Here is a 26,709-nt window from a genome sequence, read left to right as displayed (position 1 = left end):
TCAACAAAACCAGCCATAAACGATCAAGCCTGTGTTTAACGGTAAAGGGGACAGCAGCCGAATTTGGGTGGGTTTTAGCCGCTTGTTGCATTGTCTTGCCCTCGGAACTTTTTGGGCCGTGGGGCCGTCTCGCGCCCCTTCTGAATCTTCCGGTGGTCGTTGGCTCAGAATGGAGGCCGCAGGGGGCTGAAAAGCTGATTCACTGGGCATTTGAGGGGCAGCATGACCACGGGAACGCTAGGTTGGGGTCAAAACCACCCCGTACAATGAAGCCATTCCTTAACGCGACGGCTCCAATGGGAGCTGCTTCGGCCGTGTTGTCACAACCAAGTCGATCGAACTGGCTGCCTTGGGTCGATGTGGCAGCGATCGCAGCGTGGGGAGCGCTGATGTTGCACTACTGGCACGGTGGCCGCTTGGCCCTGCTGATCCATCCCGCCTATCACGGCTTGGTGGTGGTCACGGGGTTTTTGTTGCTGATGGCGGCGGCCAGTCTGGCGATTAATTTGGTGCAATCTGGGCGGTTGTTGCGGCGGCGATTGTCGTTGGCGGCGGATCCTGACTCAGAACAACACATCAGTTTGCTGCCCAAGGGGTGGGCAACGCTGTTATTGCTGTTGGCGGCGATCGGGGGGTTTTGGATTGCGCCGCAGCCCCTCACCAGCCACAAAGCTTTGCAACGGGGCATTGGCGACCCCACCACCGCGATCGCCCGTGCGCCCAAGGCCTTTCGCAGCAACAAGCGCCCGGAACAGCGATCGCTGATTGAGTGGGTGCGGACTTTGGAGGTTTATCCCGAACCGGAAGCCTACCGAAACCAACCGGTGAACATCAGCGGTTTTGTCACCAAGGTGGAGGGCTATCCGGCAGATGTGTTTTGGATTTCGCGGTTTACGATCACCTGCTGTGCGGCGGATGCTTACCCGATCGGGCTGCCCGTGCGCCGGCCGGCCAATATGCCGGACTATCCCCCTGATACTTGGCTAGAAATTCAGGGGCGAATGGCGGTGGATGAAATCAAGGGCGAGCGAGTGTTGAGCATTGCGCCACAAACGATGCGCCCGATTCCGGTTCCCAAAAATCCCTATGAGTTCTAGATGAGTTTTGGGCATGACCCTTGGGCGTGACCCTTGGGCGTGACTTTTGGGCATGACTCTTGGGCGTAATTTTTAGGGGCGATCGGGCGGAAGCAAAGGCGCAATCCGGCGCAATCCGGTGCAATCAACTGAGGAATTTCTGATTGGGTATGTGGCGATCCGTGCAACATCGATGGCAAAACAGCCCCAAGGGCAATCCCCAATGGCAACCCATTGACCGAGCCGCCTGGCTGGTGATCGCGGCTTTGGTGGTGGCGATCGCGGCTTTGTTGGTGCTGGGCGATCGATCGGCGGCGCGGGTGCGCGATTTCTCATGGGCCGATCGCACCATTGGAGCGGACGATCGCGCCTTTGTGTTGGCCTTCAATCGGCCGATGAATCGAGACAGTGTGGAGGCTAATTTAAAACTGGATCCTCCTCTGGAAGGGAAAGTTAGCTGGGCCGGAACTCGCATGGCCTTCACGCTCGATCGCCCAGCGCCCTATGGCACTAGCTTTCAGCTCCAGTTGGGAGCCGGGGCCCGCGACACCCGCGAAGACAGCAAACCGGCGGAGTCCTTCTCGGCGGCATTTCGATCGCGCGATCGGGTTTTTGCTTACATTGGCACCGAAGGCGAGGAAGCCGGCCGCCTGATCCTGTATGAACTGACCCAGCAGCGGAAAACCATCCTCACCCCGCCGAACCTGTTGGTGAACGACTTCAAGCCCTATCCCAACCGTGATCGGATCCTGTTTTCTGCCACCGAAACCAGCACCCTGGAAAAAACCGACAGCCCCAGCCTGCTCGAACAGCAGTTTTATACGGTCACCACAGGCTTGAGCGTCACCAACCAAGCGCCCGAACCGGCTGGCGAGGTGATGCCAGTCTTGGATAACCGGGATTATCAAAACTTGAAATTTGACTTGGCCCCCGACGGTTCGGCGGCCCTGGTGCAACGGGCGGAGCGCAAAAATGCCAGCAATGTCAGTCTGTGGCTGCTGCGCGATCGGCAAACGCCCCAAAAGCTGGAGAGCCAGGGCGGCGGCGAGTTTGTGATTACGCCCGACAGCCAATCGATCGCCATTACCCAGGGGCAGGGGGTGGCCATTTTGCCCCTGCCCAAAGCTGACACGGGCAACAACGATCGCTACCGGCGGGAAATTCAACCCCTGGACTTTTTGCCCAAGTTTGGAACCGTGTTGGGATTTGCCAGCGACGGTTCAGCGGCGGCCCTGGTGAAATTCAACGGTGACTTTACCCGATCGCTCTTTGTGGTCACCCCCAGCGGCGAAACGGAACTGGCCCGAATTCAAGGATCAATTTTGCGCGCTGAATTCACCCCCGATAACCGTGTGCTCTACGCCTTGGTTACCCAACGGGTTGAGGATGAAAACTACCGCGAACAGCCCTATATCGGAGCCTTTGACCTAAAAACCAAGGCCCTGTCGCCCCTGTTGCTGTTGCCGGAGCAGCTCGATATTGCCCTTGATCTATCGCCGGATGGTGCAGCCCTGTTGTTTGACCAAATCGACACCAAGGCAAAGGCCAAGGACGATCGCGCTGATCAGTCCAATCAGTCCGATCAGTCCGAAGCAAGCGAAGAAGAAACCACCCAGGACGATCGGGAATCAGGACGGGGCAACCGTGCGGATCGATCGACCACCGACCCCGAAGTTTCCCGCCGACCCGAAGCCAGTGATGGCAATAAAATCGAGCACAGCCAACTTTGGTTGTTGCCCGTGGCCCAAAATCCCGATGGAACCTTTGCCAAATTGACCCCGCAGGCGTTACCACTGCCTGGGGCCCGTCCTCGCTGGCTCCCCTAACCGAAGTCCGTTGATTAACCCCCAGCAGAAAACGCAAAAAGCAAACAAACACAAAAAAGAATGAGCAAAAAAGATCTCGTCTTCCTCATCCTTTTGGGGTTTATTCCCGTCTCGATCGCGGCGGAATGGTTGCACTGGAGTCCGCTGGTGGTGTTCATCACCGCTTGCTTGGCGATCGTGCCCCTCGCCGCCTGGATGGGCCATGCCACCGAAGAACTCGCCGGGCTGGTCGGCCCCTCCCTGGGGGGATTGCTGAACGCCACCTTTGGAAACGCCACCGAATTGATTGTGGCCTTGGTTGCGCTCAAAGAGGGCTACGTTGGCGTTGTGAAAGCCAGCTTGACCGGTTCCATCATCGGCAACCTGTTGTTGGTCATGGGGCTGTCGATGTTGTTGGGTGGCTTGCGCTTTAAGGAGCAAACCTTCCAGCCCGTCATTGCCCGCATGAATGCCTCGTCCATGAACCTGGCCGTGATTGCCATGCTGCTACCCACAGCGGTGAACTTCACCTCCGTGGGCATTGCCGAGAGCGTCTTGCAAAAGCTTTCGACAGCGGTGGCGGTGGTCTTGATTTTGGTCTATGTGATGACCCTGCTGTTTTCCATGAAAACCCACAGCTATCTCTACGATGTGGCCGTGGCAGAAGGGGACGTGCCCGATCCGGAAGCCAGCGACGAATCGGCCGGCGAAGGGGAAGCGCACCGGCCAAACCTGCCCCTCTGGGTGGGGGTGTTGTTGGCGGCCACGATTTTTGTGGCGATCGAGTCGGAATTGTTGGTGCATTCCCTGGAAACGGCCACCGAACAGTTGGGACTGACGGAACTGTTCACCGGGGTGATTTTGTTGCCGATTATTGGCAACGCAGCAGAGCACGCCACCGCCGTCACCGTGGCCATGAAAAACAAAATGGACTTGTCCGTTTCGGTGGCCATGGGTTCCAGCTTGCAAATTGCCCTGTTTGTGGCTCCGGTGTTGGTGATTGCCGGTTGGTTTTTTGGGCAACCCATGGATTTGAACTTCCAACCCTTTGAGCTGGTGGCCGTGGCCGTTTCGGTGTTGATCGCCAACTCCATCAGCTCCGACGGGGAATCCAATTGGCTGGAGGGGTTGCTGTTGTTGGCGGCCTATTTGGTGCTGGGTTTGGCCTTCTTCTTCCACCCCACAATTGCCAGTTAGGAACTTGAGGGCATCGGTTTTTGGGGAACAATGAACCTGACGGACGCTTGGGAAGGGGAAACCATCACGATCGCCACGATGCATGGCAAGGAACAGGTGATTGCGCCGATTTTGGAGCAAGCCTGGGGCCTGCGCTCGATCGTGCCGTCGGAACTGGATACGGATCGGTTTGGCACTTTTACCCGAGAAGTTGATCGACCCGGCGATCAGCTTGCCACGGCTCGGGCTAAGGCCCTGGCGGCCTTGGCGCTAACCGGTGGGTCGATCGCCCTAGCCAGTGAAGGTTCCTTTGGCCCCCATCCCAGCGTTCCCTTCGCGGCGGCTAACCGGGAATTGGTGCTGCTGATTGATCAATCCCTGGGGCTGGAGTTGGTCGGTGAGGCCATTTCCCTAAAAACCAACTATCGCCAAGGACGGGTTCGCAGTTGGGCGGAAGTGGAAAAATTTGCTGAAACCATTGGTTTTCCCGATCACGGTCTGGTGGTGGGTTGGGGCGAACCCCAAAACCTGCAGGGGGTGACGAAGGGCCTGCGCGATCGCTCGGCTCTGGCGGCGGCCGTCACCGAGGCCCTGACCCGATCGCCCGATGGCTCCCTGTGGGTGGAAACGGATATGCGAGCCATGCATAACCCCACGCGAATGCAGGTGATTGCCCAAGCCACGGAAAACCTGGTGGCCAAGGCGCGATCGACCTGTCCCGTTTGTCACTGGCCGGGGTTTTGGGTCACGCAGCGGCTGCCGGGGTTGCCCTGTGGTGAATGTGGGCTGCCCACGTCGCTCATTCGCCTGCATCGCTCCATTTGCGATCGCTGTGGCCACCAACAGGACGATCCCTTTCCCCAAGGCGAAACCACTGCGGATCCCACCTACTGCCCCTTCTGCAATCCTTAGGGCCTCAAAAACCAGGGCCTCAAAAACCGGCTCAAAGCTCGGAACCAAAATCAACAGCCAAATCAAAAGCTCCAGCAATCGATCGGGGACTGCAAAACCGGCCCTGGATGGGTTCGATCGCTCCTCATGGAGATTACATTTTTTTACATACTCTCATTTTCAGGGATTTTGGATTAACAGGCGATCGAGAACAGAATCATTGGCGATCAAGCACAAATTAAGCGTAAACCGATTGAGATTTTGCAATTTCCAAAGAAGATCAAATTTATTGAATCTTCAATCTCTGAGAAAACCTTACAAATACTTGCAAAAAACCGCCTTTGGAGTTGAGAAGAATTGCGGAATCCTACTTTTCTCAAATGACTAAGCTTAATTACTCATGCCCTAACCTATGCTGAAGCAGGTTGTGGTTTAAACCTCAGAAGAATGTTGTTCAACATTGTTGGCAATTTGATGGATTAATCTATTCAGTTGCCTTCTTTAAAATCTCCTTCCCTGCTAGTGCCAATCTGCTCTGGACTGAACAATCTTTTGATTCCAATTTCCAGAGCAGTTCTTCAGCAAAACTGAGCAGATTCCAAAAATTTGGCTTCAGCTTTGGCTTCGGCTTTGGCTTCCAACCAGGAGCCACCGAGCTTCTATAAATCCGGAATTGAAACTGAAAGAGTGATTGGTTTATGGCACTTCCCCTTCTGGATTACCCCCTGACTTCTCAAAACCAGCGAGTGGATGGTTTTGAAGTTGCCAATCAAGGTGGTTTGCGTCTCATCACCAATGAGATTGATGAGGTGACTCGCGCGGCCTATCGGCAAATTTTTAATGAGCAACAGCTAACGGCCAGCAGCCGTCTTTTGGCGCTGGAATCTCAACTGCGTTGCGGTCAAATTTCGGTGCAAGACTTCATTCGCGGCCTGGCCACTTCCGAAGTGTTTCGCACGCGCAATTACGACACCAATAATAATTATCGCTTTGTGCAGATGTGTGTGCAGCGAATTTTGGGTCGCGAGGTTTATAACGATCGGGAAAAACTGTCTTGGTCGATCGTTTTGGCCACCGAAGGTTTGAATGGCTTCATTGACTCGTTGCTCAACAGCGAGGAATATCAAACCCACTTTGGACGGGACACGGTTCCCTATCAACGGCGGCGGATTTTGCCTCAGCGATCGAGCGGTGCAGTAACCTTTGCGCACACGGCTCGCTATGGCGAAGATTATCGCGATCGCTTGCCAAAACCCATGGATGTGCAGTTTGGTTTGTTCAATTGGGAAACCTTTATGCGCCAGGCCGATTGGCCCACGGCGATCGGTTTGTTGGCGGGCATGTCGCTCTTGATTGCGGCGTTGTTGCTGTTCTCTGTGACGATCGGAAGCAGCGCGGCCTAAGCCGGTTCCCTTTTTTGTGGATGTAGATCAATCCTTCCCTTACAGATCAACTCGGCTCAATGCAGCCTAGGATTCTGTGAGCAAAGCCAGACGACCCAGATGCTGCTTCGGGAGTTTTCCGTGCTCTCCCGAGGCAGTTTTTTAGATTTTCAGATTGCAATTGCTGATCAAGACTGAATTAGAGGATGTCTACAAGGTATTTTTTAACGCGGATCAAGCACGAACCGTCGTTGGGGCAAGGGGCTTAAGCCCCTTGTCTTTGTTGTTTGGTCAGACCCGTAAGGTAGCAATTTAGGCTTTTCAGACACCCTTGTATTGACAGGTATTGACAGCCCAATTGATGAGGTTTTAACTCCAATCTTCTTCATCGCGACGACGGCTATTGACCTGATAAATATTGCCTTGGGCGTGCAATTCGCGAGTTTTTTGATAGAGCGATTCCTCATCAAACCCCCAGCGGCTGAGGGCTTTGTCCAGGTCGGCTTGAATTTGTCTGGCTCCCGGAAAGTTGCGATAGCGAATTCGTAACCTGGCTAATTCACAAACATAAAAATCGGTGGGATCGCTGGTCAAAATGGCTTGCACCAAGTTGCGATCGACCATTTCTTGTGGGTGTTGTTGATCTTGCTGTTTCATGTTCAATTATTTTTTATTTTTACGTTTTTATTTTTATTTACTTTTAACTTGTCTTTCTCTCTGTTTTCTCTCTTATTTTGACCTTACTTCTGGTTGCTGTTTTTCGGCTTCATCGTTTCCCAAACGCCGGCCGTGGCGCTGGCTAAGCCTGAGAGACCCAGTGTGGCCACTGTTCCGATCGCCTGGGACAAGAACAAATGCACCAAAAAGCCAAACCCGAGAAAGGGAATGACACTGAAAATGGAGGCATAAAAAGCGTTTTGGGATTCGCGAACAGTCCGAGTTTTTTCAAATTCTTCCGTGGAAAAATAGAGCGATCGCTCGGCAAAATCAAACCAGCGAATCAAGAGATCCATCAGCCGATCGCTCACGGCCGGCAACGCCAAATAGAGAGCGAGTGACCACAGGCCTGAACTTGCCAAAAGGGCTGCATCCACATGCAGAGACAATGGCAGCAGATCAGTAAACATAGGGCTTGGGGTCACTCATGGTGCTCGGTATTATACCCGGTTTGTAGCGTAATATACATTTCCTCATTGTTCCCCATCGGCTAGCATCGGGTTGTGTTGCGGCGAAACGGCCCAACGGCTGTTACTTGGCTCGCGATGAGAACAGGGCAAAAGGCATTAGGAACTGTAGAAACTGATGGATTCTCTTGCGCGACTTTCTCGATGGTTAATTCCGGCGGCGGTGGCTGGCCTCAGTTGGGGCACGGTTCAGGTTCATCCTATGCAGGCTGATTCCGGGATTCAAGGGTTTGTGTTACCCAGCGGTAACATTATCTGTGGCTCTTGGATGGATGGCGGCCAGGGCTATTTGCGCTGTCATGTGCAGTCGGGGTTGCGGCCACTGCCCCCGCAGCCCGCCGATTGTAATTTGGATTGGGGTCATGAAATCTTGCTGAATGCCAACGGCCAGACCGAGGTGCTTTGTGTGGGAGACACGATCGCGGGCCCATATCCTCGATTGAATTACAACCAGGTTTGGGAGCGAAATGGATTTCGTTGCGAAGCCAAAACCACCGGTTTAACCTGCCGTGCTCGGAATGGTCGGGGCATGTTCTTGAGTCGAGAACGCTGGCGAAAAATCTAGGGGATATCCCTTTGGGTTCTAAGCCGATCGATGGCGGCTAAATAATCGGGCAGCGGTTCTTGGCCGGTTTGGCAAGCGAGCCGATCGACTGCAATTAAATCACTGCCAAAAAAGACCCGATCGAGCGGTAGGGTTTGCCCTTGATCGGGTCGATAGTCGGGGCTGAAATATTTGACCGTGCCATCCACCACCGCCCCGTTAAACAGATGGCCAATGCAGAAATAAACATCCTGTAAAACCTGCGGCACAGAGGGGCGATGGAGCTGGCCACGGGAGTGGGGGCTGCGTGCTTTGTAGCGATCGCGCGGAAAGAGACCGTAGAGATTTTTAAGGGAGGCGGAAATGAGGGGAGCCTCTTTCAAATGGGTGCGTTTGAGGGCCCCGATCGAGATTCGACAGTCCACCTCCCGCAACAGGGCCGGGGCCCACATGGAACGAAAGCGCACGGGTAAGGGCGATTGATTCTCGTATTCCGCCAAGGGCAGGCTGTCTGCATCAACCAGGGTCATGCCCTGATCCAATAACCGATGCAGACCACGCCGCTGGGCAATTTCTGCGAGGGAAACCGGCGAGCACACACCTTCCACAATCAGGATTTCCGCTTGGGGAGCAACCGATCGCAAGGTTTGCAAAACAGTGGCCAAGACTCGATCGCCCACGGTGACCGGTGGCCCCACGGGATAGCCCAAGTTGGGTTTCACCAAAATTCGCTGTGCCCCGATCGCCTCGGCAGGGGGTTGATAGCTCCAAGCCTCGCTGGCCACAACGGCCGTGGGCGGGATGGTGGGGGAAAGGGTGGCAGTCATGGAGAAAGGGGGACGAAGCGATCGTGATGGAATCGTTGGGCTAGGTGGCTTGCCGGCCCAGATAATCCGCAAGAATCATAAACTCGCAATTAACCAGCAAAGGACGATCGACCCTAGGGGGCTGGTGGTGGGTTGGGTGCGTCGGCTGGTTCCGGATCGGGCGGGTCAAGGCGGGAACGATCGAAGGCCCGATCGAACGTGGCTTTCATGGCGGCCTGGATGCGATCGGGATCCGGTTTGCGGCCGCCCATTAAGTCTCCGAAATAGACACAGGCTCCCTCTCCCAAGGCCAGGGTATAGGCCGCCGCCCAGGAAGCGGCGATCGCACTGCCAAAACCGGGGACAAATTTCACCAACTCCCGCCCGATCGCCTGGGCCAAAAATCCGCCCGCGATCGTGCTGATGATGCCGCCCACTTGCGATCGAGTGAGTTTTTGGCCATAGAGCTGTCCCAACAGGCCAACCATGGAAACTTGCAGCGCCGTCAGCACCGGCATGGATGCAAAGGGCAAGGGTACGGCCTCAACTGCCGCCGCGGCCGCCGCAAAGGCCAACACATAGCGTCGCCCCACGTCCCGATAGAGGTTGCTGATTTGGCGGCCCGGCTCCCCGTCCAAAACCGAATCCAACAATTGATGGATGGTGCGGGCTTCGGCTTCCGGCAGCAAATCCGCCAGGGCATCGCGCAAGGCTTCCAGACCATAAAAAGTGGGGTGATAGTCATCCTCCTCGCGGGTGAAATCCAACAGCACAGCGCGATCGAACAGGCCCGCAAAGGCTTCCTGCAATGCTGCAAAGGGCCGGGCCACCGCCTCCAAGCTCAGAGGATCCGCCGGGTGATCTTCAACCGTTGCCGGATAAACCTCATGCAAACAGGTGACCGCCAGCAAGCAAGGCACGGCGGGATAGCGTTGGCGCAGGGTGGCGACCACTTGCCGCAGGGTTTCGGTGGCAAAGTCGTTGATCTTCACTGTGAGGATCAAAATTCTGGCCCGATCGGGATCTTCGTCAAAATCCGTCAGCAGGGCTTGAGCGATCGCCTGGCTGTCCCGTTCCGCATCCCCCAAACCCACCGTGTCCGTAAAAATCAGCAGCGGCAACTCGTCGGAGGGATAGGCATAGCGTGCCGTGTGTTGCGTGTGGGGCCGAAAGCCTTGGCCCACAATTTCCGCCGAAACTCCCGTTAGCCCTCGGACGATCGAGCTTTTGCCCGCCTGGGGTTTTCCCAACAGGGTCACTTCTGTGGTGGGCAGTTGGGCCCGCACTTCCGCCAACACCGCCGCCACCCGATCGTCACTGACGCTAAACCATTGGGTCAGGGATTGCACCCCCTGGGCCAGGGTTTCGCCGGGCTTGAGATGACCTAGGGCGGCAGATAGATCCGACAAATTCTTTGGTAGATTCGGCAAATTTTTTGGCAAATTTGGCAAGTTCGGCAGATTAGGTAAATTCGGCAGATTAACCGACCAATTACGAGGCAAATTGGGTAATTCCGTCGGCAAGTTGGGCAGGTTGGGCAAACTGGGTAAATTCGGCAAATTCAAGCCCGTCAGCCGATCCTTCGCCGATTGCCAAGCATTGGTCCACAATCCCGGGCGCTGTGGCTCGCGGGGCGACTCCCCGATCGACGCTGAAGACGGCTCCGCATCCTGGCCCGTTGCGCCTTCTGGAATCATGTCCGGCGGCATCACTTCCGGCGGCTCGATCGCCCCCGACGAGGGCCCATCAGCCGGGCGATCGGCCCCTGAGGCTTTGATTTCTGTTGGTTCAGGAGCGGGGGAATCAAAATCCGGCATATCAGCAATAGTTAGCGGTGGTTGCTGTCTGAAACGGGTCTTGAACAGGTCTTGGACGAGGATCGAGTGAAATTTGAATTTCCTTAAAGTTTGACTGAGAACTTGCGCTTGAAATTTAATGAATTCACTCAAATCTCAACAATCCAAAGCATAACTTTAAACCAAGGATTCAATCTCTCAAAATCGCGGCCGTAATCGGTTAGAACAGGTCTAGCGCCTGAAGATTGTCTGCAATTCCTACACCGCTCCTCTCATTCAATGGCATTGGTTACGGGTGATGACAGGTGAGCATTCAGCCCTGGTCTGGGACAGCGATCGCCTGCCAAACTAGAGAACTGGGATTTTGTAGCGAATCGATCGGTTCCTGATAAAAGGTGCTGGCTACGATGGCGGATCCCAGTTGTGTTTTAGGAGTGGCGATCGGATGGTACAGAGTCCTTGGAGAACTGAGCAAGTTCCTCGCCCCAACCGTCAACAGCCGGAACTGTGGCAATTGGCCAATGGTTTGCGGGTGGTTTATCACTATGTGCCCGTTAGCCCGGTGGTGACCATGGATGTGTGGGTGAAGGCGGGGGCTGTGGCTGAACCGATCGCCTGGGATGGGATGGCGCACTTCCTAGAACACATGATTTTTAAGGGCACTGACCGGTTGGGCCCCGGGGAATTTGACCGGGCGATCGAGAGTCGCGGCGGAGCCACCAACGCCGCCACCAGTCACGATTATGCCCATTATTTTGTGACCACGGCGGTGGAACATGCGGAAGCCACCCTGCCCCACTTGGCGGAGTTGTTGCTGAATGCGACGATTCCCGACCAGGAATTTGAGCTGGAGCGATCGGTGGTGCTCGAAGAAATCCGCCAGGCCTATGACAGCCCCGATTGGGTGGGATTTCAGATGCTGCTGTCGCGGGTCTATCCCGACCATGCCTATGGGCGATCGGTTTTGGGCAGTGAAGAATCCTTGATGAAGCGATCGCCCGCTGAGATGCGGCGGTTCCATGCCTGTCACTACCAACCGGAAAATCTGGTGGTGGCCTTGGTGGGAGGGTTGCCGCCCGATCACGCCCGTCACTTGATGGAATCGGCCTTTGCGGCCTTTGGTCAGCCCCAAGCCTGTCCTCCCCAGCCGATCGGGCAAACTCCGCCGATTGCCGCCGTCCATCGCCAAGAGCTACACCGGCCCTATCTTGAACAAGCTCGGGTGATGATGGCCTGGACGGGGCCCAGCTTGCAAGACATTGGCGATACCTATGCTTTGGAAGTGCTGGCCACCGTTCTCGGCATTGGGCGCACCTCGCGCTTGGTCAGCGATTTGCGCGAAGACCGGCAATGGGTTTTGGCGATCGACTGCGAAGCCAGTGCCCAACGGGATGCCAGCTTACTCACGATCGGCGCTTGGCTAGATGTGCGGGATGTGGGCGTGGTGGAAGCCTGCATTTGTGATCATCTGGCCCTGCTGCGCGATCACCCCATTAACCCGATCGAGCTGAAGCGGGCCCAGCGTCTTCTGTGCAGCGACTATATTTTCGCCACGGAAACCCCCAACCAACTCGCCAGCCTCTATGGCTACTACGGCCTGTTGGATCAACTGCCCGAAGCAACGGTTTATCCCGATCGGATCCAGGCCGTGGGCCCCGAAGACGTGCAACGGGTGGCGCAAAAATATCTTTCCCCCGATCGCTATGCCATGGTTACCTTGGTTCCGTCCTAGAGTGGGATCGATCGACCAAGACAATGGGTTTCAGTTCCTTGCGCTCATCGTGATGAATGCTTGGCAAGTCCGAAAATCAATCGGCTTGCATAGCAACCAACTCCTAACTGTTGATTAACCCGTCGATTAACCCTTGGTCTTCATGGCCAACTCGCGCCGCCAGAAAAAGGCCGCCGCTCCCCACAGCCCCACCATCTTGAACGTTTCCGAAGCCAGCGTCGCCCAAATGGCCCCCGCCCAGGAATAGGACGGAATCAAGATTAGGTTCAGCACCACATTCAAAATGGCAGCGGTGACTTGAATTAAGCTCCGTTGCCCCTGGTGGCCCGAAGAGGTGAGGCAATCGGCCGCCAAATACTGCATTCCCAAGATCAAATGCACGGGGGCGAACCAACGCAACACCCCGATCGCCTCGCGATATTCCGACCCCAAAATCCACTCCACCACCGGGGCAAAGAAAAACATCCCCAATCCCCCCAGCACCCCGTAGCCCGCGATCAGCGGAAACAGGCGCTTGGCAAATTGAATACTGCCGTCAATGCCATTAGTGCCCGCTTGGAAAAAGCGAGCATAATTCGCCGCGCCAATGGCCAAGATCGGCTGGTAGCCCACATCCACAAACCGATAGCCCGCCCCATAGATCCCGGCAGCCTCTTCATTCACCAAGCTAGAGAGCAGGGTTTTATCCGCATTGGCATTAATCGTTTCAGCGGAACCGGCAATCGAAAAGTAAAACCCTTGACCCAGTTCCCACTCGCAATTGGGCTTGGGCCACAGGGGCCAGCCCGCCTGCCGACTGGCCAACACAAAGGCCACAAAGGCCGGCAACACTGACGCAATGCAGTAAAAAATCGACCAGGTTTCTGCCGATCGCCAGTCGGGAACCAACCACAGGGCCCCCACCGCCAAAAGCTTCACGGCACTGAAAAGCACCTTGAGTTGGGCTGGGCGAGCCGCCACCCCCACCGATAAAAACGCCGAACTGCTAAATTCCAGCAGACAAACGCCCCAATAGTCCCCCAGGGCCATCCACAGCACCAACCAGGGGGAAACTTGGCTGCCCCAAATTCGACTCGCCAGCAACATCACCAACCCAATGCCCAGCAGGGAAGACCAGCCCCAAACGAATAGGGACTTCCCCCACTCGGTGCGGAAACTGCTGCGATCGCGCGAAACCGTCCGCATCAACAAGTGGGCATAACCAACCCCAATGAAAGGCGAAAGCATGGCCACCAAGGACAACACCCCGATCAGTTCGCCATACTCTTTGGATCCTAAAAACCGCGCCACAAAAATGAAGTACAGCGCCTGGATCGCCACGCTAATCACCCTGGCGGCAATCATCCAGAGATTGTCTTGCACCGAGGATTTCCCCAGAGTGGTGCGCAGACGTTGCAGGACTCCTTGAAGGTTGGGCATAGGAGCTAGTGAGTGAAGAGTGAAAAGGAGTGGAAAATTGCACCCAAACTAACACCGTCGCTACACAAAACCTCTGGAAAAGATTACGGACTGGTAATACTGGCCAGCAAACGAACGTAGGCCGCTTGATAGTAAATGGCTGGCTCCGTGAGTTCCCAACTATTCACCGGCCAGCCGGTGGGTGAGTCGAGATAGCGCTTTTGGATGGGCTGTTGTTTGACGGATTCTTGGTTGCCGGTGTAGTCGCGGTTGGGCCCGCCCACCAAATATCCGGGAGCCGGGCCCGGTTTTCCGGGGGCAACGCGCTCATACTCACCACGCCCCAACCATTCGTGATACATGCTGGTGACCGATCGCTCGGCTCCCAGACTGCCCATGTTGGTTAGGTAAACAAACCCCAAGGGATTCACGCCATGGAGGTAGTGCAAATGGGCCATAGCCCGGGCTTGTAGGCTGGTGTTGCGATCGGGCACTGCGCCATAGCGAATTGCGTCCCGGTTGCTGTTGCCATAGTTGGCCTGAACTTGGTTGCTGCCCCAGTGATATTGCTCATCGGGCAGTGACACCCGATAGGGATCCAGATCCACACGCAAGCCGTAGGCCTGGGTTTGGGTGCGCACCATGTCCACGAATCGATCGCGGATTTGCTTAACCAAGGCGGCATCTGCGTTGGTCAAGCGGGTATAGAGCAGCAGCGCATCGCCTTCGTGGGCCCGATACCGACCCCAAACGTTGTCGTTCCAAGGCTGGGAAGCGGTGAGATATTTTGCAAGTTGGGTGCTGTAGTCGGGGTTACCGGTGAGGGCAAACAGGTGAACAGCGGCGGCGGCAGCATTGCCTTGTTGCTCGGTCACGGGGCGATCGGCATCCCCGGCTTTAATTTCCTGGGTGTCGCAATCGGTCTTGAGGGGATTTTGCTGGAACCAGTTCCAAGCCCGAATGGCCCGCTGTTCCAAATCTCGGGACTCCCCTTGCAGGGCGGGAAACTGCCGATAGACTCGGGCCGCATGGGCAAAGGCGGCCGCCGTGGCGATTGTGGAGGAAGAGCATTTGGGCCCGTAATATCGGGGGCGACGATCTTGGCTGGGGCGATCAGCCGCATTGTGATCCAGCACGCCCACCTTGATCAACACGCCGCCATCGTCTTCCTGCATTCGCTTCAGCCAATCCACCTCCCACTTAATCTCATCGATGAGGTCGGGGATGCCGTTGCCCGATTCGGGAATGTTGAACCGATCGGTGAAGGCTCGAGGGTTTTCTTCGTAGGCCGTCAGCAGTTGATTCACCACGGGGCCCGCAAAGGTGCTGTATTTGTTCGTATCACCTGCATCAAACCATCCCCCTCGCAAATCGCGGGCCGTGGCGGGATCATCCTTGGCACTGACCGATCGAGCCTGGGAATCCTGATTGGGGCCCAAAAAAGCCGCCCCATCTTGCCATTTGCCAGCCACAGAACCCGTTTTGTTGAAACCGGCCCGCTGGTAATAAAACACACGTGTGGCGGTTACCAGGTTTTTTTGGTAAACATTGGCCTGAATTTGAAAGGGAAATGATTGCTCGCCCCGTTCCCGATCGACCACCACATAGGTTCCCGATTGTTTCACGGTCGAAAAATCAAAATGCCAGGCCCGATCGCCCGATTGACCGTGGATTTGGCCCCCATTCCAAGGGGTAAGAGCACCCGAAAAAACCACCGCATTAGTCGAGGCATTTCGAACTTCATAGACCGATCCCGGCGTGAAGGCTCGGTTGGCATTTTCACCCCGCTGCGGAGAAGCAATCACCGCCACTTTGGGATCCTGAGGTCGATAGCCAAACTGATCCACCAAAATTCGAGGAATGGGTTCATTACCACCCCCCGTTCCCCCGTTGAATAGCAGTGATGCCCAAGCCTGCATGGTGTATTGGAACAGCGATTGATTCGCCAAGGATTGAGACCCAAAATCCATGATCCCTAGCCCCGCTAGCAACGCTCCACTCAGCCAAACCCACTTCCAACGTTGCATCACAAACCTTTCTCCTTGGGACAGGTGCTATTAGCCAAATTTCATTACTAGGCAGGACAACTGAAATCAGAACTCTAGGCAGTTATCTCAGATCATAATTTCAAGTCATAGTTTCAAGTCATGATTTCAAGCCATAGTTGCAAGAAAATCAAATCAACTATTTGAGAAGGTGACTAGTATCGCGACAGGCTTAATACATTGGGTCAAAGTTGCGGAGTCAGTTGTGGTAACAAGGGGCTTAAGCCCCTTGCTGCCTAACGATTTGGTGGCGATAATAGCTATGTAATTTAACCCAGCAAATTAAGGCAGCCACGCTACTAGAATGATTTGAGATCGGTCAATAATTAAATAATGCTGGAAAAGAAAATGCTGAAAAAGAATGATTTATTATGTTTTCAGTGTGTATCAAATTAAACAACAAAAAACAGTAATTGAATTGATTGTAAGGCTGATCATGGTTGAACCCATGAATGGTTACTCTCAATTGGTCAAATGGGTTGAGGCTGTGGTGCTTGTCAATTCCCAAATTTTGAATTCTTTTGAATTTTAAGTTGGGTTGAGCGCGATGCCATCTGAATTAGCCTAGCCTTTCTATCATACTAATGGAAAAAGCGTCTGGGCCCTGAAGGGAGATAGTCTTTAGATTAATCTTTTTTTGAAAGCAGTCGTTAACCGAATCTTCACAAATTAGGTTTCCAGATTGGCATTGTTTTTTGGCACAAACTTGCTGGAAATCTCGCAATTATGCCAACGGGTTGCGATCGGGAAGGAAAAAGAACCGCCAAAAACCAGCCCTAATCCTGCCCGATCGCCCCCTGATCCTCGGCAGCTTTAGGCTTTTAGGAATTCTCGTAGGGCTACCAGTTTTTCCCAGGCGGCCCCGCTCGCCAGGATTTCCTTGGCCCGAGCCACACCAACGGTACAGGCTTCCGGCGACCCGATCGGCTCAGCGATCGCCCCGGCAACTTGGAGGGCCAGGGATGCATTCAGGGCCACGGCATCCCGCTGGGCGATCGAGCCTTGGCCCTGAAGCACTTGGCGCAAAATTTCGGCATTTTCGCTGGGATCACCACCCACCAAGGCAGCCGTGGGCGCGGCCGCACAACCGGCCGCCACCGGATCCAGCTCAAAGCGGGCGATCGCCCCATCGGCCAACACAGCCAGATCGGTCACATCCGCCAACCCCCCTTCATCCAAACCTTCGCGCCCATGGAGGACGATCGCCCGCTGAGTGCCCAGCCGATTCAGGGCCCCGGCCATCACCTCAATCAAATCGCTTTTGAAAGTACCGATCACCTGGCCCGTGGGCCGCAGGGGATTCACCAGGGGCCCCAACAGGTTAAACACGGTGCGCACCTTCAGGGCTTGGCGAATGGGCGCGACGGCTTTCATGGCCGGATGCCAACCGGGCGCAAACAGAAACGTGATCCCCACCTGATGCGCCGCCGCTTGGATTTGGGCAGGATCTGCACCGAGGCGAATTCCCAGCGCCTCAAGCACATCGGCGGATCCCGATTTGCTGGAAGCAGCCCGGTTCCCATGCTTCACCACCGTGACCCCAGCGGCCGCAGCCACAAAGGCAACGGCCGTGGAAATGTTGAAGGTGGAAGCCCCGTCGCCACCCGTGCCGCAAGTGTCGATCGAGGGGCTGGGCAGCGGATCGCCCGTCACGCTCACCGATTGGCTCAGCAAAACCTGGGCCATCCCAGCCAGCTCATCGGCCGTTACCCCCTTGGCCTGGAGAGCAGCCAAAATTGCGCCCGACAGGGCCGGAGCCAGCCCATCATCCAACCAAGCTTGCATCAGTTGGGCGGCCTGAGCTTGGGACAGGGAGGCTCGATCGAGCAGTTGCTTCAACAGGGTGGGCCCATCAAAGGTCGTGGCGGCGGCAGTCATAACCGAAGCTCCAGGGGCGATCGCGCGAGAAAGTCCAGTGCTAGAATACTATCCGCGCTCAAAATTCCGGGCCCCCAAGCTGAGAATCAACCTACCAATCCCCCTTGCTTGAGGGCTGGCTAGAGGTTGATTCAGTGGCTCAAAGGCAAGCAATTGGGGTAAAGTAACAACCGCGCGGGTGTAGTTCAGTGGTAGAACGTCAGCTTCCCAAGCTGAATGTCGTGGGTTCGAGTCCCATCACCCGCTTGCAATTCACCATACTCAGGTGTCGCCATCAGGCTCCTGAAATCACAACCTTTTCCTCTGCGAGAATGGCGGCCACTAGTTCGCAGAAACCTTCTCCCTCAGCGCTGGGAGTGATGTGCGCCGGTTGATGGAGCAGCTCGCTGAGGTAGGGACGCACGTTGGCCACGCCGACGGAGCGGGGAAAAAGGGTCGGGTCAAACAGGCTTTCATCATTGGGGCTGTCCCCGATCGTCAGGATTTGATCGAGGGGACAACCGGGCCACAACAGTTCGATCGCCCGTTGGAGTCCCGCAGCCTTGTTTTGTTCTGGGAGCTTGATGTGGGCTTGCACGGCACTGTAGGTAAATCCCCAGCCCAAGACCGCCAACGATTCCCCCATGGCCGATAGGGTTTGGCGATCGATGCCCGGCAAATCTGCCAGATCAAAAGTCCAATCGGTGATTCGGAAGCGGTTATCGGGGGCCGGGTGCAGGTGGGGAAAATGGTGATGAAATTCCGTTTGGAGGATGCCAAAGACATCGGCCAAGGCATCGCGATGGGCGATCGGGTCGGTTACGTCCACTAGCCATTGTCCCTCGGGTCGATCGCGCCGATAGAGCAGACCGCCGTTTTCCGCGATCGCCCCTGCGATCGGTAGGTATTCCACCAAGGCGCTAACCCAACCGGCTGATCGCCCGGTGACGATCAGGACGGGAATTCCGGCCTGTTGCAAGCGCTCTAAGGCCAAAAACAGGTGACTGGAAAATCGACCCGATCGGGTCAAGGTGCCGTCCATATCGGTAGCGATCGCCCGAAGGCCGGGAGCAAGGGCAGCGGCCATCGCCGCCAGCGAGGACTGAGGAGACAGGGGCATAGCGATCGACCCGTTTGCAAATATCGCAATGTACAGTGGGGAATGTTTTGGCCGCAAGTGGCGCGATTGCCCCATGGTCTGAATTGTCTGAACAAATTCTGATTCGGCCTTCAACGCTCCTTCAAGGCCGTCTAAACCCTGCAAACGTATTTAAACGTATTTAACGGATTGGCTGGACCCATGGCTACCACCGCACTTGATCGGGACGCGCATCTGTTTCACCTGGCTGCCCAGCGAGCGGGAATTCATATGCCCATTTTGCCCGCGCTCCAGGAAGCCCATGATCAGCCAACCCCAGAAGGGGAAAGGGGGTTGGGCTTAACCAGTGCGGATCAAGAACAGGTGGACAGCCTGCCGGATCAGGTGATGGAAGCGGCCCTGTTGGTGCGACGGTTAACGGATTCTTTGATCCAATCCGGTTGGAAGGCCGATCGAATCTGGCAGGTGAACGCTGGACAATATAGCCCTGAAGTGTTGGCTGTGTTGGCTCGGGGGTTTGAAGACAAAACCATTGGCGGGCCAATTCTGGCTGGTTGCTCGCTCGATCGGCTGACGGCCGCCTATCGCCAATTTTGCACCTTGGAGCGATCGACCCAGATTGCTCCCGCCAACACCGCCCTCACCGGCAGCACCTTCACCATCGATCGGGCCCTGCTCGACACGATCGAGCGTCTGCCCCAGTTCTATCAAGGCTACGTGCATCAACGGGAAGCCCTGATTGAAGCGACCCGCATTTGGCGTGGCCTGGCCACCCGGGAGGACACCTTGGTTTCCTTGGGGTTGCCCGCCTTGAACTACACCGATGCGGCCCTGGACACGGCCTTGGTCACCTTCATCCGGCGTTTGTCGCCCAACTATTCCGGCTTTCCGCACCAGCGAGAGGCCCTGTTGCGGTTGGTGCAAATTTGGCGGCAACTGGATTCGCGCCAATCGGCGATCGCCTCACTCAGCGACAGCAACTTAAGCCTGTTGCCCCGTAATTACGATCCGGCCCTGCTGGCCTTTGTGCTGCGGGTTCCGGAGTTCTATGCGGGCAGCGGCACTCAGCGCAATGCGGCCACCGAAACCGTCCGCATGTGGCGAGATTTGGACAATCGCAACGCGGCCCTCACCAGCTTGGGGGTGAATCCGATTGTGTTTGCGAATCCGGCGGCCCCTGAAGCCAGCACCGCCGCCGCCCAGCTCGATCGGGAATTGCTTTCTTTTCTGCGGCGGTTGCCAGCCGCCTACCGAGCAACCCCAAATCAACAGGGTGCTTTGACGCGGTTGGTGCAACTGTGGCGCGGTTTGGAAACCCAGCAGGCCGCGATCGGCTCCCTGGAAACGGATCTGCGCACCATGCAATGGCAGGTGATGATCCTAAAACAGAACACCGTCCTCAAAAGTCAACCGGTTCAGGCTAGCGCCCTGCCGCGAAACGAAGTGGCCGCCATGCCCGCCGGGGAACTGTCGCTGATTGACTCGATCGAGCAAGGAACCCACTATCGCATCCTGACCGTGGAGCCAATCCGCGATCGACGGGAATGGTTTGTTTACCGGGGCCATGCGGACTTTTTGGAACCGGCCACCATGTTGGTGAAAACCAGTACCTTCCTCAAAACCCGCCCCTTGCAGTCCAGCAGCTTGGGCAATGCGGAGAAGGTGGCTCTTTCCCCCGGAGAATTCCAAATTCGCAGCTATGAGGACGTGGGCGATCACCTGCGGATTCGGCTGGTGAAACCTATCAATAACCGGCTGGAATGGTTCATTTTTGAGGGCCACATCACCCTGCTGAATGTGGATGACTATCCCTCACCTCGGGATCCCGCGCCTGCGCCCGCACCTGCGCCCGTACCTGTACCTGCCCCCGCGCCCGCACCTGTCCCCAGGCCCACCCCGGTTCCCACCCCTGCCCCTGTGCCCGATCGGGGACGGCGGATTCAAGTACCCGGGCTGGGCACGGTCTGGACTCGTGACCCGATTATTGCGGGCGGTAACTTTAGTTGGGGTGAAGCCACCAAAGATGGCACGCGGATTCCCGAAAATTCCACCATCACCCAAAACATCATTGCCATGGCCCGGCGAATGCAAGAGGTGCGGGCCCGGCTGGGCAATCGCACCATCACCATCACGAGCTGGTATCGGCCCCCGGCCGTGAACCGGGCCGTGGGTGGGGCCCGCAACTCAACCCACATTCGGGGCCATGGTGTGGACTTTGTGGTGGCGGGGTTGTCGCCGCGTGCGGCCCAACGGATTTTGGATCCCTGGTGGCCCGGTGGTTTGGGCTATGGCTCCTCCTTTACCCATTTGGATAATCGGGGATATCGGGCCCGGTGGAATTACACCAATTAATGAGTGATCCAACCAAGGGGATGGCGGGGGAGGTCGATCGGGTTCAGTCCAGCGATCACCCAACGGCTCCACCCAGCAGCAGCACTTGAATTTCGCTGTGGGCGGCAATTTCGCTGGTTCCTTGGGGAACTTGGGCCAGGGCGGTGGTTCCCGCTAGGTTAATCAAGTTGCCAGAACTGTGGCTGCCTTTGGCCAGGCTAAAGACTAGTTGCCCTTCGATGATCTGCAATGATCCCCAAAGGTAAGTTTCTCGCCGCCCGGCCCCTTGCAGATCCTGCGCCGATCGCGCCGTCAGCCACTGCACCCCGTGGGGGCCCGATCGCCCCGACAGCTTCCGCAACAGGGGAGCCACAAACCGCCAACAACCCACCAGGGCCGAAACGGGGTTTCCCGGCAAGCCCACATAAACCTTGGGGCCAAAGGTGGCCAGGGTCAGGGGCTTCCCGGGCCGCACGGCCACGGATTTGACGTGAATTTCGCCGCCCAACTCCGCCAAGACCGCATCCACATAGTCATAGTCCCCCACGGACACGCCCCCCGTGGACAGCACCAAATCTGCTTGGTCGATCGCCTGTTCAACGGCAGCTTTCAAAGCGGCGCGATCATCCCGCGCCACCCCAAGGGCGATCGGCTCCACACCCATTTGTTGCAAAAAGGCGATCAGGGCGTATTGATTGGAATCAACAATTTGCCCCGGTTGCAGGGGTTGATCGATCGTGCCCAGTTCATCGCCCGTGGAAAACACCGCCACCCGCGGCCGCCGCACCACCGTGACCCGATCGCACTGGGCCGCCGCCAACACCGCCAATTCAGCGGGCCCGATCGCCAACCCAGCGGGCAAAATCTGATCGCCCGATCGGCAAAACATCCCCTTCGCCCGCACAAATTCCCCCACGGCCGGCTGGCTCAACACCTTCACCCGATCGGGCCCGGCCGGTTCCGTGTCCTCTTGAATGGCGATCGCGTCGGCCCCCGGCGGCATCATCGCCCCGGTGAAAATCCGCGCTGCCTGGCCGGGGCCCAAAGTTTGTTGCGGAGCCACCCCAGCCGGAATCGTTTCAATCACCTGTAATTCTGTTGGCCCCTGGGCCAGGTCAGCTTGGCGCACCGCGTAGCCGTCCATGGCGGAGTTGTCCCAGTGGGGAAAGTCCAAGCGCGATCGCACCGGTTCCGCTAACACCCGACCCAGGGCCGCCACGCTGGCGATCGATTCAGTGTCGGTGATTGGCGGCGTGATCCGTAGGGCGATCGCTTCAGCTTCTTGGGCGGAAATCATTAGTGAGTTGGGCATAGGGAGCGATCGTCAGTTTAAAACTCCCGGCCCGTGACTACAATTCCCGCAAGAATTCCCGCAAGAATTCCCGCAAGGCGCGATCGCCACCCGCCCGCCTCCACCCTGACCGCCCCAGCAGAATGCGATATCGTTGGGGGCAAGGGGTTTCAACCCCTTGTCTATGATTGTGATCTGTTACCTGCTCGCTATTGCTTTTTGATCATGCCCCGCGCTAAAGCCCAACCCAGCCCTCCTGAAACCGCCCCCGATTGGCATTACGAAACGGCCATGGCCGAGGTGGAAACGATCGTGCGGCAACTGGAAACGGGCGACTTGGATTTGGATCAAGCTTTTGATCAATTCACCACTGCGGTCGATCGCCTGCAACAGTGCGATCGGTTCCTGCGCGATCGACAGGCCCAAGTGAGCCTAGCGATCGAAACATTGGATCATCTCGATCTGGAATAAGCTAGATGGTCTCGATCGCCAAATCGCTCGTCGTTGTTACGCGGTTACGCCCCTACCCGATCGCGCCCCATTGACGCGGGCCGGCCAATGCGCAAGATTTCCTTACCCGATGCGCCTGGGGCGAGTCGATCGACGGGATTCAATCGGGGTGTTTGGGGGTGGTTCAATTTCGTAGAGCACCTGGCCATTGCGAACCGCCACAAAGGACAGGGACAGGGGGCCGGCGGTGTAAATGTCGCGGGCTGCAATCACCCGCACCTCGACGGGTTGGGTTTGAGACTCCAGCCAGCGCACAAATTGGATCAAGCCCGGCACATTTTCCACCCGGAAGCCATCGGCGGCGACTCCCGCTCGCTGGGCCCGAAACAGGGCTTGGCCCAAGGCGAGTTCCAGACGATCGCGCAGTTCCGGTTGCGACAGGTTGGCAGGATCCAGGGAAGACATCGCCAGGGTTTCGCGACGGGTAAAGAGAATTTGATTCAGCGCCACATCCAAAACGACGCGGATGGGCGGTTCTTCGCCGGTCAGATAGTTGGCGGTGGAAATTACTTTCACGTAATATTCGCGACCATCGCGCACTTGAGAGATCACCTGCTCCACCTCTCCCCGCGAGAGAGAAATGGCCTGTTGATTGGCTCCGATGCCCGGCTGGGTGCGTTCGAGGGCGGCGCGGTTGGCGGCCACTAACAACCGCTCGATCGCCGCTTGGGTCATTTCGGGCGAGGGAATTCGCAAAATGCCGGCCGCCAACACTTCGCCCCGCCGCAGGGCCACGTTTCCTTCCCGCAGGGCCTGGGATTCTCGCTCCAGCCGCCGAACGGAAACTTCTAAGGATTGCAGCTCCGATTGGGCCGACTGAAACCGCTGGTTGGCATCTTGCAGCCGGGATTCCACGTCCTTGAGCCGCTGTTCCCGATCGCGGATTTGGACGGTGCGATCGCGGTTTTGGGCAATTAGGGTTTGATTCTGGCGATCGAGGGCCGATCGCTCATCCAAAAGACGCGATCGATCCCCCTGAAGTTGGCGATTTTCTCCCCCAAGGCGTTGCAGGTCGCTTTGCAGGCTGAGCCGCTCGCCCTGGAGGGTTTTGATGTCGCTCAGCAGTTGCCGTGCCCGGCGGGAAACCTGGGTGAGTTGGGCCTTGGCGAGTCGGAATTGTTTATCGGCCTGGAGCAGACGCTTTTGGGCCACATTGAGGCGATTTTGGGTTTGGGCTTGCCTGGCCAGGGAGGCTTGCAGCGATCGGTTGATTTGGCTCAGTTCAGCGCGGGCCTGATCCTGTTGGACGCGGGCTTGATCCAGTTCCCGCCGGGCCCGCCCTAGGCGCGTTTGAATTTCCTCAAGTTCAAAAATGCCCGCCAAGAACAACAGGCCCAAGGTGGAGGCGGAAATCAGGCTGCCGGTCACGATCGTGACGAGGGTGGCCGTTTGGCGCGGTCGCAGGTTGAACAGGCTGAGGCGAGCTTTGCCCACGCGGGTGCCGAGCCGATCGCCCATGGTGGCAATCGCCCCACCTAACACCAAGGTGGCTAGCAAAATTAGTACATACCCGATCGTCATCGCCCTCTGTGCGATCGCTCCTTAAGCGGCCTTTGCCCAACAATCTAGGCCTTTGCAATGATAGTTTGGGCGAGGACGTTGGATGGTTAGGTAAACTGGTTCCCCAGGCTCACGGGGTTGTGTACCGTAATTTTCTTTTTGTGGATTGAGATGGCCTTGCGATCGCGCAAATCCCCGAGTAGCCGAGTCACTGTGACCCGAGTAGACCCGATCGCCTCGGCAATGGCTTGGTGAGAGAGCTTCAGATCGATCGTGATCCCATCGGAGCTGGGAACCCCAAAATCCCGGCACAGAATCAGCAAAAAGCTCACCAACCGAGATCCCATGTCGCGGTGGGCCAGGGTTTCGATCATCATCTCCGTTTGCAAAATTCGCGATGACAATCCCTGGAGCATCACCATAGCCAAGTCGGGATCATCCTTGAGGGCCTTTTCCACCCGATCGATCGGCACCGACAGCAACTCCACGGGCGTGAAGGCCACGGCGTGATAGAAGCGATCTGATCGATTGCCCGTCAGGAGCGACAACACCCCAAAAACCGTGTTTTCGCGCAGCAGGGCCACAGTAATTTCCTCGCCGGCCTCATAGACACGGGAGAGTTTCACGGCCCCTTTCACCAAAAAGTAAACCCGTTCAGCCGGATCACCCGGGAAAAAAATCGTTTTGCCCCGATCAAACCGCTCAGTGGGCGGTGAGAAAGAATCTCCGCTCAGTTGGCGGAAAACAACGGCTAAAGGCTTGTCTACTGATAAGGGCATCTCGCTGCGCCGAACTGCCGAACTACTGAGAAACGTTATACCAAGCGCGATCGATTCGCGCATTTTTTTCGGATTTGATTTTTTGAGAGGTGGATACAAGACCCGATCTCAATCGATTAGGTTCGCGATCGCCAAGCCCAAAACTCAAAACCCGCGAAGGTCTTTCAGAAGCCCCTGACCGGTCTAAACTGATTCAGGTCACCTTCGCAGCACTACAATCTCGAACATTGTAATTCGCTCGTTGTAGCCTCTGATACGGTTTGAGTCAACAACGGGCTGCCAATCCCCATTGAATGGCAACTTTGCAACCCACCACTGCCCCATCAAGCCCCTCGCGCCCGATCGCTGACCCGATCGCCAAGGGAAACGCCCTCGGGACTCGGTGATTGGGATTTTGAGTTGGTGTTGGGATCTTGAGTTGGTGTTGGGATTTTGTGATTTGAGATTCTGTTGCTGAAATTTAGAACACCTATGCTGCTCAACCTCTCTGGAAAAAAAGCCCTCGTTACGGGGATTGCCAACAACCGCTCGATCGCCTGGGGCATTGCCCAACAGCTCCACGCGGCCGGGGCCGAAATTGCCGCCACCTATCTCCCCGATGACAAGGGCAAGGCCGAAAAGAAAGTGGCCGAGTTGATTGAACCCCTCAACCCCACCTTTCTGGTGCCCTGCAATGTGCAGGACGATGCCCAGGTGGCCGAAACCTTCACCACCATCCAGAGCAAGTGGAGCAACTTTGACATCTTGATCCACTGCCTGGCCTTTGCTGGCAAGGAAGAACTGACCGGAGATTTCAGCAACACGTCCCGCGAAGGCTTTGCCCGCGCTTTAGACATCAGCGCCTATTCCCTGACCAAGTTGGCAGCAGCAGCCAAGCCCCTGCTGAACGACAACGGCAGCATCATCACCCTCAGCTACCTGGGCAGCGTGCGGGCTGTGCCGAACTACAACGTGATGGGCGTGGCCAAGGCGGCCTTGGAAGCCAGCGTGCGCTACTTGTCCACGGAATTGGGTGAAAAGGGAATTCGGGTGAACGCCATTTCGGCGGGCCCCATTCGGACGCTGGCTTCTTCGGCGGTGGGCGGCATTTTGGACATGATTCACCACGTGGAAGAAACGGCCCCCCTGCGCCGCACGGTCACCCAAGTGGAAGTGGGCAATACGGCGGCCTTTTTGTGCAGCGATTTGTCTAGCGGGATTACGGGCCAGGTGATTTACGTGGACGCGGGCTACAACATCGTTGGGATGTAGCTGTGGAATGTAGCTGTTGGCCCCATTCTCCACAGCCTGAGATTCGTCCTGGGATTCGTAACCCATAACCCATGGGGGCTAGACGGGCGATCGCCCTTGTCTGCCCCCCCTTTGCCTGATCGCCCCTGTTGCCGTTTGCCCTCCGATCGTTCCTCAGAGCTGATTTATAAAGACAATATTAATCAGCCATCCCCGCTAATCGTTTCACCATCAAATGCATTAAGCAGCCGTAGATCATCCCTTCGCTCGTCTCCGA

The 26,709-nt window shown here is 56.6% G+C and carries 21 protein-coding genes and 1 tRNA gene; 11 read left to right on the top strand and 11 right to left on the bottom strand.

Features of this window, described 5'->3' with window-relative positions; genetic code table 11:
- The first annotated feature begins 266 nt into the window (after positions 1-266).
- The 5 genes from H6G53_RS07925 (at position 267) to H6G53_RS07905 (ending at position 6,351) form a co-directional block, all read left to right on the top strand.
- The gene (locus H6G53_RS07925) at positions 267-1,097 is read left to right on the top strand and encodes a TIGR03943 family protein (RefSeq protein WP_199309175.1); all 831 of its coding nucleotides are present in this window, start codon (positions 267-269) and stop codon (positions 1,095-1,097) included.
- A 149-nt stretch (positions 1,098-1,246) separates the two neighbouring features.
- On the top strand, positions 1,247-2,902 hold the full coding sequence (locus H6G53_RS07920; protein WP_190531886.1) for an Ig-like domain-containing protein: 1,656 nt from the start codon (positions 1,247-1,249) through the stop codon (positions 2,900-2,902).
- A gap of 60 nt (positions 2,903-2,962) precedes the next feature.
- Complete coding sequence (gene cax / locus H6G53_RS07915; protein WP_190527541.1) at positions 2,963-4,078, top strand: calcium/proton exchanger; 1,116 nt, start codon at positions 2,963-2,965, stop codon at positions 4,076-4,078.
- A 30-nt stretch (positions 4,079-4,108) separates the two neighbouring features.
- Complete coding sequence (locus tag H6G53_RS07910) at positions 4,109-4,969, top strand: DUF6671 family protein (protein ID WP_190531884.1); 861 nt, start codon at positions 4,109-4,111, stop codon at positions 4,967-4,969.
- 677 nt (positions 4,970-5,646) lie between these two features.
- Entirely contained in the window at positions 5,647-6,351 is a 705-nt protein-coding gene (locus H6G53_RS07905) for a phycobilisome rod-core linker polypeptide (RefSeq protein WP_190531882.1), read from the top strand.
- A 348-nt stretch (positions 6,352-6,699) separates the two neighbouring features.
- Here the strand turns inward: H6G53_RS07905 and H6G53_RS07900 are convergent, their stop codons facing one another.
- Positions 6,700-6,993 carry a DUF3288 family protein gene (locus H6G53_RS07900; protein WP_099534356.1) on the bottom strand — a complete coding sequence of 98 codons (294 nt, stop codon included), beginning with the start codon at positions 6,991-6,993 and terminating at the stop codon, positions 6,700-6,702.
- A gap of 77 nt (positions 6,994-7,070) precedes the next feature.
- Complete coding sequence (locus tag H6G53_RS07895) at positions 7,071-7,457, bottom strand: hypothetical protein (RefSeq protein ID WP_099534355.1); 387 nt, start codon at positions 7,455-7,457, stop codon at positions 7,071-7,073.
- 175 nt (positions 7,458-7,632) lie between these two features.
- On the opposite strand from H6G53_RS07895, the gene H6G53_RS07890 reads away from it, so the two are divergent.
- On the top strand, positions 7,633-8,079 hold the full coding sequence (locus H6G53_RS07890; RefSeq protein ID WP_190527535.1) for a DUF6636 domain-containing protein: 447 nt from the start codon (positions 7,633-7,635) through the stop codon (positions 8,077-8,079).
- Here H6G53_RS07890 and H6G53_RS07885 read toward each other — a convergent pair.
- Positions 8,076-8,885, bottom strand: a complete 810-nt coding sequence (locus H6G53_RS07885; RefSeq protein WP_190531880.1) for a DUF362 domain-containing protein — start codon at positions 8,883-8,885, stop codon at positions 8,076-8,078. The two genes, H6G53_RS07890 and H6G53_RS07885, sit on opposite strands and share 4 nt — an antisense overlap.
- A gap of 113 nt (positions 8,886-8,998) precedes the next feature.
- Positions 8,999-10,681, bottom strand: a complete 1,683-nt coding sequence (locus tag H6G53_RS07880) for a GTPase family protein (protein ID WP_242030783.1) — start codon at positions 10,679-10,681, stop codon at positions 8,999-9,001.
- Between the two features lie 424 nt (positions 10,682-11,105).
- Between H6G53_RS07880 and H6G53_RS07875 the strand changes: the two genes are divergently transcribed.
- Entirely contained in the window at positions 11,106-12,392 is a 1,287-nt protein-coding gene (locus H6G53_RS07875) for a pitrilysin family protein (RefSeq protein WP_190531878.1), read from the top strand.
- A gap of 126 nt (positions 12,393-12,518) precedes the next feature.
- On the opposite strand, the gene H6G53_RS07870 is transcribed toward H6G53_RS07875, so the two are convergent.
- The 3 genes from H6G53_RS07870 to trpD all read right to left on the bottom strand — a co-directional run bounded on the left by H6G53_RS07870 (position 12,519) and on the right by trpD (position 17,713).
- The gene (locus tag H6G53_RS07870) at positions 12,519-13,811 is read right to left on the bottom strand and encodes a polysaccharide biosynthesis C-terminal domain-containing protein (protein ID WP_190531876.1); all 1,293 of its coding nucleotides are present in this window, start codon (positions 13,809-13,811) and stop codon (positions 12,519-12,521) included.
- 83 nt (positions 13,812-13,894) lie between these two features.
- Entirely contained in the window at positions 13,895-15,817 is a 1,923-nt protein-coding gene (locus H6G53_RS07865) for a glycoside hydrolase family 9 protein (protein WP_190531874.1), read from the bottom strand.
- Positions 15,818-16,648: 831 nt separating this feature from the next.
- Positions 16,649-17,713, bottom strand: coding sequence for an anthranilate phosphoribosyltransferase (trpD, locus tag H6G53_RS07860; RefSeq protein WP_190531872.1), 1,065 nt, complete (start codon positions 17,711-17,713; stop codon positions 16,649-16,651).
- 174 nt (positions 17,714-17,887) lie between these two features.
- On the opposite strand from trpD, the gene H6G53_RS07855 reads away from it, so the two are divergent.
- Positions 17,888-17,959: transfer RNA gene (locus H6G53_RS07855), tRNA-Gly, on the top strand.
- A gap of 28 nt (positions 17,960-17,987) precedes the next feature.
- Here H6G53_RS07855 and H6G53_RS07850 read toward each other — a convergent pair.
- Positions 17,988-18,812 carry an HAD family hydrolase gene (locus H6G53_RS07850; RefSeq protein WP_190531870.1) on the bottom strand — a complete coding sequence of 275 codons (825 nt, stop codon included), beginning with the start codon at positions 18,810-18,812 and terminating at the stop codon, positions 17,988-17,990.
- A 180-nt stretch (positions 18,813-18,992) separates the two neighbouring features.
- Here H6G53_RS07850 and H6G53_RS07845 point away from each other — a divergent pair, with 180 nt between their 5' ends.
- Entirely contained in the window at positions 18,993-21,143 is a 2,151-nt protein-coding gene (locus tag H6G53_RS07845; RefSeq protein WP_190531868.1) for a D-Ala-D-Ala carboxypeptidase family metallohydrolase, read from the top strand.
- A gap of 55 nt (positions 21,144-21,198) precedes the next feature.
- Here the strand turns inward: H6G53_RS07845 and glp are convergent, their stop codons facing one another.
- Positions 21,199-22,419 (bottom strand): gephyrin-like molybdotransferase Glp, encoded by a 1,221-nt coding sequence (gene glp / locus H6G53_RS07840; RefSeq protein WP_190532051.1) that lies wholly within the window; start codon positions 22,417-22,419, stop codon positions 21,199-21,201.
- A 219-nt stretch (positions 22,420-22,638) separates the two neighbouring features.
- Between glp and xseB the strand changes: the two genes are divergently transcribed.
- On the top strand, positions 22,639-22,884 hold the full coding sequence (xseB, locus tag H6G53_RS07835; RefSeq protein ID WP_190355294.1) for an exodeoxyribonuclease VII small subunit: 246 nt from the start codon (positions 22,639-22,641) through the stop codon (positions 22,882-22,884).
- 102 nt (positions 22,885-22,986) lie between these two features.
- On the opposite strand, the gene H6G53_RS07830 is transcribed toward xseB, so the two are convergent.
- Both H6G53_RS07830 and ntcA read right to left on the bottom strand, forming a co-directional pair.
- On the bottom strand, positions 22,987-24,444 hold the full coding sequence (locus H6G53_RS07830) for a DUF3084 domain-containing protein (RefSeq protein ID WP_190531866.1): 1,458 nt from the start codon (positions 24,442-24,444) through the stop codon (positions 22,987-22,989).
- An 86-nt stretch (positions 24,445-24,530) separates the two neighbouring features.
- Entirely contained in the window at positions 24,531-25,202 is a 672-nt protein-coding gene (gene ntcA / locus H6G53_RS07825) for a global nitrogen regulator NtcA (protein ID WP_099533558.1), read from the bottom strand.
- Between the two features lie 474 nt (positions 25,203-25,676).
- On the opposite strand from ntcA, the gene fabI reads away from it, so the two are divergent.
- On the top strand, positions 25,677-26,453 hold the full coding sequence (gene fabI / locus H6G53_RS07820) for an enoyl-ACP reductase FabI (protein ID WP_190355293.1): 777 nt from the start codon (positions 25,677-25,679) through the stop codon (positions 26,451-26,453).
- Positions 26,454-26,709 lie beyond the last annotated feature (256 nt).

This window comes from Limnothrix sp. FACHB-406, assembly GCF_014698235.1.
Taxonomy (GTDB): domain Bacteria; phylum Cyanobacteriota; class Cyanobacteriia; order CACIAM-69d; family CACIAM-69d; genus CACIAM-69d.
This window is presented reverse-complemented; position numbering and strand designations above follow the sequence as displayed.